We start from the raw sequence: 12,533 nt of genomic DNA on the forward strand, positions 1-12,533 counted from the left end.
TTCGTTAACCCGGCATTTTTTTATCTTCCACGGTAAAACACGCCTCCATACACTGCATAAATATCTGCATTGCCGGGCTGACCGCTTTCCCGGCATGATGGGCGCACAGCGCCATGATCGATAGCGACGGCGCGCCAAACGGCAGCTCTTTCAACTGACCGGTACTAAGTTCTCGTTCAACGGCAAAACGTGGTAAAAAGCTGATGCCCAGGTTAGCAGCCACACACTGTTTAATGCTTTCAATACTCCACAGTTCAATGGTGTTTTCCAGCGTAATCCGCCTCTGCCGTAGCGTACTTTCAAACAGCTGGCGGAAGACACATTGCGGTTCATTGATGATGAAGCTACAGGGAATATGCTGATCTGGCTGCGTAAAATCAGCATCCTGTAGCAGTGGAGAGGCCACCAGCGCCAGCGACTGCTTCCCCAATTGCTGCATCGTGAGCGCGTCATCATTACCTACGCGATAAAAAACGCCCAGATCGACCTCGTCATTCAGCAACGCATCACGTATCACATAGCAATTCAGCGACTGTAGCGACAATCTGACATTCGGCGCTCGCAGCTTAAAACGTTGTAAAACCTGCGGCATTTTGTACGCCAGTAAGGTTTCACCTGTCGCCACGCGCAGCTCTCCGCCGGGTTCCGCATCCTGTCTTGCGGCTTCACGAATCGACTCCATCACACGCGTCAGTTCATGGATATGCGGCATCAGCTTTTTCCCCTCATTGGTCAGGCACATTCGGCGCCCTATTTTCTCGAACAGTTGCAGGGAAAACTCACGTTCAAGCTGTTGAATATGAAAAGTTACCGTCGACTGAGTGCAGCACAGCTTTTGCGAAGCCCGCAGAAACGAGCCCTCTTCCACTACCGTTTTCAGCGTAATAAACCGACGCAGATCCATAACCACCAACCTATCGAAAATCTCGAATTCAGAATTAAAAAACATTCATTTTTTTAAATATTTCATATCGGGTACTGTCTGCTAAAACAGAGGAGATGACAAGTGACACCGATGCTTTTAAGCGCTTTCTGGACTTATACATTAATCACCGCCCTTACCCCCGGCCCTAACAATATTCTCGCGCTTAGCGCAGCAACTGCACATGGTTTTCGGCAGAGTATTCGTGTACTGGCAGGTATGAGTCTGGGATTTTTGGTCGTCATGCTGCTGTGCGCCGGGATCGCGTTTTCCCTTGCGGTTATCGATCCGGCAATCATTCATTTGCTCAGTTGGGTGGGGGCTGCGTATATCCTGTGGCTGGCGTGGAAAATTGCTACCAGTCCAGCGGCGGATGAGAACGCCAGACCAAAACCGGTTGGCTTTTGGGTAAGCTTTGGTCTGCAGTTTGTGAACGTCAAAATTATTCTGTACGGCATTACCGCTCTGTCTACATTTGTTTTACCGCAAACGCAGGCGCTGAATTGGGTCATCGGCGTCAGTATATTGCTGGCATTGATCGGCACGTTCGGTAATGTGTGTTGGGCGCTGGCGGGACATCTGTTTCAGCGGGCGTTTCGCCATTATGGTCGCCAGTTAAATATCATTCTGGCGTTACTGCTGGTGTACTGCGCGGTGCGGATTTTTTACTGACCCAAATAAAACAAAAGCGGAAAAGGCCCGGCCTCTTCCGCTTGTTATTACCGGATAAGCCTTACAGGCTTTCGGTAAAGGTACGAGCGATAACGTCGCGCTGCTGTTCCGGCGTCAGGGAGTTAAAACGCACCGCATAACCAGAAACACGAATAGTCAGCTGCGGGTATTTTTCCGGATGCTTAACCGCGTCTTCCAGAGTTTCACGACGCAGAACGTTAACGTTCAGATGCTGACCGCCTTCAACGCGTACTTCCGGTTTAACTTCCATCGGAATTTCACGGTATTCAATCTCGCCCAGTTTGCTGACAGCCACAACTTCATCTTCAGCAAAGCCGGATTTTGCAACGATGCAGCGCGCTTCGCCTTTTTCGCTGTCCAGCAGCCAGAAGGAATTCAGCAGGTCGTCGTTAGCGGCTTTAGTAATCTGGATACCTGTAATCATGTGATGCCTCCCCAGGCAAAATTATTTGATTTCGGTCGGCCTAATCCCGGCCAATTGGTAAAACCATTGTTGCTTGAGTGTATATATACCCTTCGATCACCCTTCATTCTTTGATTTAAATCAATAAAAACCACACCATAAAAAGGGTGATGAAGGGAATTTATTGTTTTACATCAACTTACACCATTCAGACCTATAAACTTTTTACATAAATTTTCAACTATCTTTTGTAGGTAACCGTTTTTGTAGCACGCAGGATTTTGCACTGCAGAAAGAAGCAGTTAAGCTAAGGGAACTGGAAATTCGCAGGAGAGCGAGATGGCGACTGAGTTAACCTGGCACGATGTGCTGGCTGATGAGAAACAGCAACCTTACTTTATCAATACGCTTCACACTGTTGCTGGCGAGCGTCAGTCGGGTATCACGGTCTACCCGCCGCAAAAAGATGTGTTTAACGCCTTTCGCTTCACGGAACTGGGCGACGTTAAGGTGGTGATCCTGGGACAAGATCCTTACCACGGCCCCGGCCAGGCACATGGTCTGGCGTTTTCCGTGCGCCCTGGGATCGCTCCCCCGCCGTCATTAGTGAATATGTACAAAGAGCTGGAAGCCTCCATTCCCGGCTTTGTTCGCCCCGCGCACGGTTATCTGGAAAGCTGGGCGCGCCAGGGCGTACTGTTACTGAATACGGTGCTCACGGTACGGGCAGGCCAGGCGCATTCTCATGCCAGCCTGGGGTGGGAAACCTTTACGGATAAAGTGATAAGCCTGATTAACCAACACCGCGAAGGGGTCGTCTTCTTGCTGTGGGGCTCGCACGCCCAGAAAAAAGGCGCGATTATTGATCCACAGCGCCACCATATTCTGAAAGCTCCGCATCCCTCGCCACTCTCTGCGCACCGCGGATTTTTTGGCTGTAACCATTTTGCGCTAACGAACCAATGGCTGGAACAACACGGCGAGAAAACTATCGACTGGACGCCAGTATTACCGGCTGAGAGTGAATAACGTTGGCGACTCGCCGTTTTATCGCCCGCATAACGGCGCGAAAGCGCCTTGTCTGACCGGGCGGTAGAAAGTACATCATTGGCCCGGCGCGCGTTGCGTCACCGGGCTGCAGCCCTTACGCTTTATTCTGTCGCCACCACTCGGCGAGCAGTACGCCTGTCGCAACCGACACATTCAGGCTTTCCACGTTCCCGGTGCCGTTAATTTTCACGCACAGATCGTCGGGTTCGCGCGCCGCTTCCGGCAGGTAGTCATATTCACGGCCTAAGACCAGCACCATCTTTTCCGGCAGGGTCGTACTAAAGAGCGCCTGACCGCGATCGCTGGACGTCGTCACCACGGTGTACCCCGCCTGACGAAAATCATCCAGTACGTCAACAATGCTTTCACCAGTAATCGGCTGGACATGCTCCGCCCCGCCTTCCGCAGTACGAATCGCCGCGCCGGACTCCAGCAACGCCGCATCCTGTACCACCACGCCCTTCACGCCGAAGTGCGCGCAGCTACGCATCATGCCGCCCAGATTATGCGGGTTAGCGACATCTTCCAACGCCAGCACGCAGTCTTGATCCGCCGCCTGCTTTACCCATTGCTTAACGGTCGTACCGTTACGCTTTTTAATCAGGAAACACACGCCACCGTGGTGCTCAGTCCCGGAAGCTTTTGCCAGTTCGGCTTCATCCACCACATGGTAGGCTTTACGATTCGCCGCCATCCAGCGCAGCGCCTCTTTAAAACGCGGCGTTACGCTTTGGATAAACCATGCGCGCACGATGGCGTCAGGACGGCTCTGGAATAGCGCCTGGCAGGCATTTTCGCCGTAGACGCGCGTCTCTTCCGCACGCTGGCGACGCAAAACTTCAGGGTCGATAAAACTTTTACCGCTAATACCACCATGATCGACTTTCTCAGGCGTTTCATCGCCTGGCGCGCGGGACACGGTGCGCCACGGCGAAGTTTCATGTTTACGGTCACGGCTCTGATTATTTCGCTCATCACGGGCGGGGCGACGTCCACCGTCAGTGCGAGACTTTGCTGGGCGGCCTCCCCCTTTCCCGGTACGCGGGTTATAGGTGCGTTTATCAGAGTCATCATCACTACGGACATACATCACTTTGACTTTGCCGCTTTTGTTTTTTAATTCATCGTTCATGCTTTTCTCCACCAGCGCTGCGCGAAGCGCGAAGATTACCCGATGTGCATCCGGTTAGCCATGATTTCGTTTAAAAGCTTGCGACTATTGTACTCATTGAATAAAACACATTGTTGTTTAGCACAGACTCCTCGATAATATGTAACATTCTAGAAACATCCCGCGCGTAGCGGGACGTCTTCCGACGTATTCAGAGGTTAGCTATGAACACCGTTTGTACCCATTGTCAGGCCATTAACCGCATCCCCGACGATCGGCTTCAGGACGCGGCAAAATGTGGACGCTGCGGTCATGAGTTGTTTGACGGAGAAGTCATTAATGCGACCGGCGAAACGCTGGACAAACTGTTGAAGGACGATCTTCCAGTGGTGATCGACTTCTGGGCCCCCTGGTGCGGCCCTTGCCGTAACTTTGCGCCAATCTTCGAGGATGTCGCAGAAGAGCGCAGCGGTAAAGTCCGTTTCGTCAAAGTGAATACCGAGGCGGAACGGGAACTCAGCGCCCGTTTCGGTATCCGCAGCATCCCGACGATTATGATTTTTAAACATGGACAGGTGGTCGATATGCTTAATGGCGCAGTGCCTAAAGCGCCTTTCGACAGCTGGCTGAACGAAGCGCTGTAAACGCCACGGGGCGCATCTTGTGCCCCGTTTTCACCTCTGCCACAATAGCGTTTTTCTCCGCAAACGCTTTCTATGACCAATAACGCTGTCCTTCAGTTACGCGCCGAACGGCTTGCGCGCGCTACTCGCCCTTTTCTTGCCAGAGGCAATCGGGTTCGCCGCTGTCAACGCTGCCTGCTGCCGCTAAAATCTTGCCTGTGTGATACGTTAACGCCTTCTCAGGCGAAAAGCCGTTTTTGTCTGGTCATGTTTGACACTGAACCGATGAAACCCAGCAATACCGGCCGGCTGATAGCCGATATTTTGCCGGATACCGCGGCGTTTCAGTGGTCGCGTACCGAGCCGCCGCAGGCGTTGCTGGAGCTGGTACAGCATCCGGATTATCAGCCGATAGTGGTCTTTCCTGCGTCCTACGCCGGCGAAGCGCGCGAGGTCATTTCCACCCCGCCCGCCGGGAAAACGCCGCTGTTTATTATGCTGGACGGCACCTGGCCCGAAGCACGTAAAATGTTTCGTAAAAGCCCTTATCTGGATCATCTGCCGGTCATTTCCGTCGATTTATCGCGTCTTTCAGCTTATCGTCTGCGTGAAATCCATGCCGAAGGGCAATATTGTACCGCCGAAGTCGCCATAGCGTTGTTAGATCTGGCGGGAGATACCGAGGCGGCAACCAGTTTAGGTGAACATTTCACCCGTTTCAAAACGCGCTATCTGGCAGGAAAAACGCAACATCCGGGAAACGTCACAGCATAAAATAGCGAAAGCGTTTAAAATTATCCGGTCACTTCTGTGTAAGGGAAACCGGTATGAGCCAGCAAGGACTGGAAGCGCTACTGCGACCAAAATCGATCGCGGTGATTGGCGCATCAATGAAGCCCCACCGCGCGGGTTACCTGATGATGCGTAACTTGTTGGCGGGCGGATTCAATGGCCCCGTCCTTCCCGTGACGCCCGCCTGGAAAGCCGTTTTAGGCGTCATGGCCTGGCCGGATATCGCCAGTCTTCCTTTTACTCCCGATCTGGCTATTTTATGCACTAACGCCAGCCGTAACCCGGCGTTACTGGACGCGCTTGGCGCGAAAGGTTGTAAAACGTGCATTATCCTTTCTGCTCCCACGTCGCAACATGAAGAACTTCTTGCCTGTGCCCGGCATTATAAAATGCGTCTGCTGGGTCCAAACAGTCTTGGGCTCCTCGCGCCGTGGCAAGGGCTGAATGCCAGCTTTTCTCCCGTCCCGATTAAACAGGGCAAGCTCGCTTTTATTTCCCAGTCTGCCGCAGTTTCCAATACTATTCTTGACTGGGCGCAACAGCGTGAAATGGGCTTTTCCTACTTTATCGCGCTGGGCGATAGCCTGGATATTGATGTCGATGAACTACTGGATTATCTGGCGCGCGATAGCAAGACCAGCGCAATTTTGCTCTATCTGGAACAGTTAAGCGACGCCCGCCGTTTTGTTTCCGCCGCCCGTAGCGCTTCACGTAACAAACCGATTCTGGTGATTAAAAGCGGCCGAAGCCCGGCAGCCCAGCGTTTACTTAATACCAGCGCGGGAATGGACCCTGCGTGGGATGCGGCCATCCAGCGCGCAGGCCTGCTGCGAGTCCAGGATACGCACGAGCTTTTTTCCGCCGTCGAAACACTGAGCCATATGCGTCCGCTACGTGGCGACAGACTGATGATCATCAGCAATGGCGCCGCGCCTGCCGCGCTGGCGTTAGATGAGTTGTGGTCGCGTAACGGCAAGCTGGCGACGTTGAGCGAAGAGACCTGCCTGCAACTACGGCAGGCGCTTCCCGCGCACATAGATATTGCCAATCCGCTGGATCTGTGTGATGACGCCAGCAGCGAACATTACGTCAAAACGCTGGATATCCTGCTCGCCAGTCAGGATTTTGACGCGCTTATGGTTATCCACTCTCCCAGCGCTGCCGCGCCGGGTACGGAAAGCGCCCATGCTCTGATCGAGACGATTAAGCGCCACCCCAGAGGCAAGTTTGTTACGCTGCTGACAAACTGGTGCGGCGAGTTCTCGTCTCAGGAAGCAAGACGGCTATTCAGCGAAGCCGGCTTACCAACCTACCGCACGCCGGAAGGCACGATTACCGCGTTTATGCATATGGTGGAATACCGGCGTAACCAGAAGCAACTGCGGGAAACGCCAGCGCTGCCGAGTAACCTGACGTCCAATACCGCTGAGGCGCATAATCTGTTACAGCGGGCGATTGCGGAAGGCGCCACCTCACTGGATACCCATGAGGTACAGCCGATTTTACACGCCTATGGGCTGCACACGCTCCCAACCTGGATTGCCAGCGACAGCGCTGAAGCGGTGCATATCGCCGAACAGATAGGCTATCCGGTAGCTCTCAAGCTGCGCTCGCCCGACATTCCGCATAAATCTGAAGTTCAGGGGGTCATGCTTTACCTGCGGACCGCAAGCGAGGTACAACAGGCCGCGAACGCCATTTTCGATCGCGTAAAGATGGCCTGGCCGCAGGCGCGGATTCACGGTTTGCTGGTACAAAGCATGGCTAACCGCGCCGGCGCGCAGGAGCTTCGAGTGGTGGTCGAGCACGATCCGGTGTTTGGTCCTTTGATTATGTTGGGTGAAGGCGGCGTAGAGTGGCGTCCGGAAGAGCAGGCTGTCGTCGCGCTGCCGCCGCTCAACATGAATCTGGCGCGCTATCTGGTGATTCAGGGCATTAAACAGCGGAAAATTCGCGCCCGTAGCGCGCTGCGTCCGCTGGATATTGTCGGTTTAAGCCAATTGCTGGTCCAGGTTTCAAACCTGATTGTCGACTGCCCGGAAATTCAGCGTCTGGATATCCATCCGCTGCTGGCTTCCGCCAGTGAGTTTACCGCGCTGGATGTGACGCTGGATATTGCCCCGTTTGATGGCGATAACGAAAGTCGACTTGCGGTACGCCCCTATCCCCACCAGCTTGAAGAGTGGGTGGAGATGAAAAATGGCGATCGCTGCCTGTTCCGTCCGATCCTGCCGGAAGATGAGCCCCAACTGCGACAATTCATCGCCCAGGTCACCAAAGAGGATCTTTACTACCGTTATTTCAGCGAGATCAACGAATTCACCCATGAAGATTTAGCCAACATGACGCAGATCGACTACGATCGAGAAATGGCCTTTGTGGCCGTGAGGCGGATGGACAACGCTGAAGAGATCCTCGGCGTAACGCGCGCGATTTCCGATCCTGACAACGTAGATGCCGAATTTGCCGTATTGGTACGTTCAGATCTCAAAGGGTTGGGTTTAGGACGCCGTTTAATGGAGAAATTGATTGCCTATACTCGCGATCACGGATTGAAGCGGCTGAACGGTATTACGATGCCGAACAATCGCGGCATGGTCGCGCTGGCCAGAAAACTGGGATTTCAGGTCGATATCCAGCTCGAAGAGGGCATCGTGGGATTGACGCTAAATCTGGCCAAATGTGATGAATCGTGAGTAATGTACTGGAAATGTTGACCACTTTAACGGGTACTGATGTTATTATTGCTCGCTTATGTCGTCTGCATAGCACAGAGGACCCTTCAATGAACAGAGAAGAAATGCACTGTGATGTTGTCAAAATTTAAGCGTAATAAACATCAACAACACCTTGCCCAACTCCCTAAGATTTCTCAGTCAGTTGATGATGTAGATTTCTTTTATACTCCTGCTACTTTTCGGGAGACACTGCTGGAGAAAATCGCCAGCGCGACGCAGCGTATTTGTATCGTTGCCCTGTATCTGGAACAGGACGATGGGGGTAAAGGTATACTCGACGCGCTCTATGCGGCTAAACGGCAGCGTCCTGAACTGGACGTGAGGGTGCTGGTCGACTGGCATCGCGCGCAACGCGGGCGCATTGGCGCAGCGGCCTCGAATACCAATGCAGACTGGTATTGCCGACTGGCGCAGGAAAACCCCGGCATTGATGTCCCGGTTTACGGCGTACCGATTAATACGAGAGAAGCGCTTGGCGTACTGCATTTTAAAGGCTTTATCATTGATGATAGCGTCCTGTACAGCGGCGCCAGCCTGAACGATGTCTATCTCCATCAGCATGACAAATATCGCTACGATCGCTACCAGCTGATTCGCAATCGGCAAATGGCAGACATCATGTTTGACTGGGTGACGCAAAATCTGATGAATGGCCGTGGTGTGAATCGTCTGGATAATACCCAGCGTCCGAAAAGCCCGGAGATTAAAAATGATATCCGCTTATACCGTCAGGAGCTGCGGGATGCGTCATATCATTTTCAGGGTGACGCTAATGACGAGCAACTCTCCGTTACGCCGCTGGTCGGGCTTGGAAAATCTAGTCTGCTGAACAAAACCATTTTCCATCTCATGCCCTGTGCGGAGCATAAGCTCACCATTTGTACCCCTTACTTCAATCTACCAGCGGTGCTGGTGCGGAATATTATTCAGCTACTGCGCGACGGAAAAAAAGTCGAAATCATTGTTGGCGATAAAACCGCGAATGATTTTTACATTCCGGAAGATGAACCGTTCAAGATCATTGGCGCGCTGCCCTATCTCTATGAGATTAACCTGCGCCGCTTCCTGAGCCGTTTACAGTATTACGTCAATACCGATCAACTTGTGGTGCGTCTGTGGAAAGATGACGACAATACCTATCATCTGAAAGGGATGTGGGTAGATGATAAATGGATGCTACTCACCGGCAACAATCTGAATCCCCGCGCCTGGCGTCTGGATCTGGAAAACGCCATTCTGATCCACGACCCTAAGCAGGAGCTTGCCCCTCAGCGGGAAAAAGAGCTGGAACTTATCCGAACGCACACAACCATCGTAAAACATTATCGTGACCTGCAGAGCATTGCCGACTATCCGATAAAAGTGCGTAAATTGATTCGCCGCCTGCGCCGGATCCGCATCGACAGATTAATTAGCCGTATCCTGTAATCGAAGCCCCGTCCTGTACGGGGTTTTCTCTTAGGAGTGAACTGGTGCGCGTGTTGATTCCTTTTACGGTGTTGTTTCTCTCCGGGTGCAGCCATCTGGCTAACGACCACTGGAGCGGTCAGGATAAAGCCCAACATTTTATGGCATCAGCGATGCTATCGGCAGCCGGTAATGAGTATGCGCGTCACCAGGGAGTAAGCCCTGACCGCAGCGCAGCGATAGGGCTGATGTTTTCTTTGAGTCTCGGAGCCTCAAAAGAACTCTGGGACAGCCGCCCGGAAGGCAGCGGCTGGAGCTGGAAAGATTTTGTCTGGGATGTCGCTGGCGCGACAACCGGTTACGCTATCTGGCAAATGGCGCGATACTAAAGGCGTAAGCCCTTTCCTTTACGGTGCAACATCAACGAAACCAGGAAAGCCAGAACGGCCATCGCGGTAACATACCAGAAGAACGAACTCTCCATACCGACAGATTTTAGCGACAGCGCGACATATTCCGCAGAGCCGCCAAATAACGCGTTTGCTACCGCGTAAGATAAACCGACGCCCAGGGCGCGAACCTGCGCCGGAAACATCTCCGCTTTCAGGATCCCGCTAATCGAGGTATAGAAACTCACAATCAATAGCGCGCACATCACTAAAGCAAATGCGGCATAAGGCGACGTCACATTCTGCAACGCGGAGAGAATTGGAACGGTGAAAAGCGTCGCGAGTGCGCCAAAACATAGCATAGAGGTGCGCCTGCCAATCTTATCGGATAACGCGCCGAATAACGGCTGCACCAACATGAAAACACACAGCGCGACCGTCATAATGCCGCTGGCGACATTGGCATGCATACCTGCTGTATTTACCAGATATTTCTGCATATAGGTGGTGAAAGTATAAAAGCACAGCGAGCCTGCCGCGGTGAAACCAAGCACCATCAAAAAGGCTTTGCGATTACGCCACAAACCTTTCAACGAACCGGCTTCTTTTAATGCGCGAGTCTCATGCTTCGAGGTTTCATCCAGCTGGCGACGTAGCCATAACGCCACAACCGCCAGCACGGCGCCCAGCGCAAAGGGAATACGCCATCCCCAGGCACGAAGCTCAGCATCCTCCAGAACCTGCTGCAAAATCACAACGACCAGCAATGCCAGTAGTTGGCCACCGATAAGCGTAACATACTGAAACGAGGCGAAAAATCCCTTACGACCTTCAAGCGCAACTTCACTCATATATGTCGCGCTGGTCCCATACTCTCCCCCTACCGAGAGCCCCTGAAATAACCTTGCAATAAGTAGCAGCGCCGGTGCCCAGGTGCCGATGGTATCGTAACCAGGTAAGCAGGCAATCACCAGCGACCCCATGCACATCATGCACACCGAAATCAACATTGAGGCTTTGCGCCCGCGTCGATCGGCAATGCGTCCAAACAGCCAACCACCGATAGGCCGCATTAAAAAACCGGCGGCAAAGACGCCTGCCGTTTGCAAAAGCTGAGTGGTGGTATTACCAGAAGGAAAGAAGATATGTGCAAAATAGAGCGAGCAGAAAGAGTAGACGTAGAAATCAAACCATTCCACTAAGTTTCCGGAAGAGGCCCCCACGATAGCCCATATGCGTCGCCGCATCTCCGGAGCCTCAGCGTTGTTTTTATCTATACGCTGAATAATTTCTGCCATACTGTTCTCCTTGTTGCCAGGCTTAATCGGCCTTTTATTTTGGAGATTCAGATTACGCGAGACCAAAAAGTAAATAAAGTGTTAATTATTTGTTTGCTAATTTTTATCCCCACCGTGCCTGATGCTGGCGTTTCCGTTTCAGATAGTCTTCGTCCTGACGAATTTTATCCCACCAACCTTTGAAAACCGTTGCCGCCGCGGCCTTAATAGGATCATTACCCCGTGTATTCAGGCTGCCGTCTTCGGCATACTTTTTACCGCCTTTATAGTTAGCGTATCGCCTGGCGCGGGTGTATCCCATCTGAATAAATTTACGCGCCATGTCCATACCAACGAAATCATCCTGCTGCCGGTAAGCTTCGAACAACTGGTAGATCTGCTCTGCGGATTTCATCGCCGATGCTTCATCTTTATAGCGCCAGAAAGGAAGAATTTCGCTTTTGTAGGGTTCAACCAGTAGCACCCCCTGCTCGCCTCGTCCAACCTGATACAATTCAGGCTGCTGGCGGAAGTCGATGCTGGAAAAGTCCTGCTGGTAGTTAAAAGGTTTGATAGCCAATGAAAATCCTCACTGCTTATATAAGCACGTGTAAAGGATAGTTCATCGTTAACGATTGGGTGGGTTGTGCTCTTATCGGTTCTACAAGAGCACCAGCTTCGTAGGCGGGATAATTCCTGTAGGCCGGATAAGGTGGAGCCGCCATCCGGCGGTGCAGGTTGCCTGATGGCGCTGCGCTTATCAGGCCTACATTTTTACAGTTACCACACACGCAAAAAAGCCCGTCCGTCAGGATGGGCTTCTTCACTTGTCTGATGCCTGGCAGTTCCCTACTCTCGCATGGGGAGACCCCACACTACCATCGGCGCTACGGCGTTTCACTTCTGAGTTCGGCATGGGGTCAGGTGGGACCACCGCGCTAGTGCCGCCAGGCAAATTCTGTTATCAGACCGTTTTTACGTTCTGATGTAATCTGAATCAGTGCTGAAAATCGTCTCTCATCCGCCAAAACATCTTCGGCGTTGTAAGGTTAAGCCTCACGGTTCATTAGTACCGGTTAGCTCAACGCATCGCTGCGCTTACACACCCGGCCTATCAACGTCGTCGTC

The 12,533-nt window shown here is 52.5% G+C and carries 12 protein-coding genes and 2 rRNA genes; 7 read left to right on the forward strand and 7 right to left on the reverse strand.

The features are described from left to right. Nucleotides 1-4 precede the first annotated feature (4 nt). Nucleotides 5-904 (reverse strand): LysR family transcriptional regulator, encoded by a 900-nt coding sequence (locus ABVN44_RS17355; RefSeq protein WP_001526875.1) that lies wholly within the window; start codon nucleotides 902-904, stop codon nucleotides 5-7. Nucleotides 905-1,006: 102 nt separating this feature from the next. Here ABVN44_RS17355 and eamB point away from each other — a divergent pair, with 102 nt between their 5' ends. Continuing rightward, nucleotides 1,007-1,594 (forward strand): cysteine/O-acetylserine transporter, encoded by a 588-nt coding sequence (gene eamB, locus ABVN44_RS17360; protein ID WP_000188414.1) that lies wholly within the window; start codon nucleotides 1,007-1,009, stop codon nucleotides 1,592-1,594. A gap of 61 nt (nucleotides 1,595-1,655) precedes the next feature. Here the strand turns inward: eamB and grcA are convergent, their stop codons facing one another. Beyond that, nucleotides 1,656-2,039, reverse strand: coding sequence for an autonomous glycyl radical cofactor GrcA (grcA, locus tag ABVN44_RS17365; protein WP_000627811.1), 384 nt, complete (start codon nucleotides 2,037-2,039; stop codon nucleotides 1,656-1,658). Nucleotides 2,040-2,357: 318 nt separating this feature from the next. Here grcA and ung point away from each other — a divergent pair, with 318 nt between their 5' ends. Further along, on the forward strand, nucleotides 2,358-3,047 hold the full coding sequence (gene ung / locus ABVN44_RS17370; protein WP_000179978.1) for a uracil-DNA glycosylase: 690 nt from the start codon (nucleotides 2,358-2,360) through the stop codon (nucleotides 3,045-3,047). Nucleotides 3,048-3,162: 115 nt separating this feature from the next. Here the strand turns inward: ung and ABVN44_RS17375 are convergent, their stop codons facing one another. Then, nucleotides 3,163-4,200, reverse strand: a complete 1,038-nt coding sequence (locus ABVN44_RS17375; RefSeq protein WP_023231992.1) for a tRNA/rRNA methyltransferase — start codon at nucleotides 4,198-4,200, stop codon at nucleotides 3,163-3,165. Between the two features lie 203 nt (nucleotides 4,201-4,403). Between ABVN44_RS17375 and trxC the strand changes: the two genes are divergently transcribed. The 5 genes from trxC (at nucleotide 4,404) to ABVN44_RS17400 (ending at nucleotide 10,128) form a co-directional block, all read left to right on the forward strand. Continuing rightward, nucleotides 4,404-4,823: a thioredoxin TrxC gene (trxC, locus tag ABVN44_RS17380; protein WP_001098732.1), complete on the forward strand. Its 420-nt coding sequence runs from the start codon at nucleotides 4,404-4,406 to the stop codon at nucleotides 4,821-4,823. Between the two features lie 72 nt (nucleotides 4,824-4,895). Further along, the gene (gene tapT / locus ABVN44_RS17385; protein WP_000183644.1) at nucleotides 4,896-5,576 is read left to right on the forward strand and encodes a tRNA-uridine aminocarboxypropyltransferase; all 681 of its coding nucleotides are present in this window, start codon (nucleotides 4,896-4,898) and stop codon (nucleotides 5,574-5,576) included. Nucleotides 5,577-5,629: 53 nt separating this feature from the next. Then, nucleotides 5,630-8,290, forward strand: a complete 2,661-nt coding sequence (pat, locus tag ABVN44_RS17390; RefSeq protein WP_023231991.1) for a protein lysine acetyltransferase — start codon at nucleotides 5,630-5,632, stop codon at nucleotides 8,288-8,290. A gap of 114 nt (nucleotides 8,291-8,404) precedes the next feature. Further along, nucleotides 8,405-9,760 carry a CDP-diacylglycerol--serine O-phosphatidyltransferase gene (pssA, locus tag ABVN44_RS17395; protein ID WP_000949286.1) on the forward strand — a complete coding sequence of 452 codons (1,356 nt, stop codon included), beginning with the start codon at nucleotides 8,405-8,407 and terminating at the stop codon, nucleotides 9,758-9,760. 44 nt (nucleotides 9,761-9,804) lie between these two features. Further along, nucleotides 9,805-10,128, forward strand: a complete 324-nt coding sequence (locus tag ABVN44_RS17400; RefSeq protein WP_001264473.1) for a YfiM family lipoprotein — start codon at nucleotides 9,805-9,807, stop codon at nucleotides 10,126-10,128. On the opposite strand, the gene ABVN44_RS17405 is transcribed toward ABVN44_RS17400, so the two are convergent. The 4 genes from ABVN44_RS17405 to ABVN44_RS17420 form a co-directional block, all read right to left on the reverse strand. Next, nucleotides 10,125-11,426 (reverse strand): MFS transporter, encoded by a 1,302-nt coding sequence (locus ABVN44_RS17405; RefSeq protein WP_000807818.1) that lies wholly within the window; start codon nucleotides 11,424-11,426, stop codon nucleotides 10,125-10,127. The two genes, ABVN44_RS17400 and ABVN44_RS17405, sit on opposite strands and share 4 nt — an antisense overlap. Nucleotides 11,427-11,529: 103 nt before the next feature. Continuing rightward, nucleotides 11,530-11,985: a DUF4385 domain-containing protein gene (locus tag ABVN44_RS17410; protein WP_000985653.1), complete on the reverse strand. Its 456-nt coding sequence runs from the start codon at nucleotides 11,983-11,985 to the stop codon at nucleotides 11,530-11,532. 256 nt (nucleotides 11,986-12,241) lie between these two features. Next, nucleotides 12,242-12,357, reverse strand: a 5S ribosomal RNA gene (gene rrf / locus ABVN44_RS17415). Nucleotides 12,358-12,450: 93 nt separating this feature from the next. After that, nucleotides 12,451-12,533, reverse strand: a 23S ribosomal RNA gene (locus ABVN44_RS17420); the annotation flags it as partial.

Origin of the sequence: Salmonella sp. SJTUF15570, from assembly GCF_043357055.1 — a bacterium.
GTDB lineage: Bacteria > Pseudomonadota > Gammaproteobacteria > Enterobacterales > Enterobacteriaceae > Salmonella > Salmonella enterica.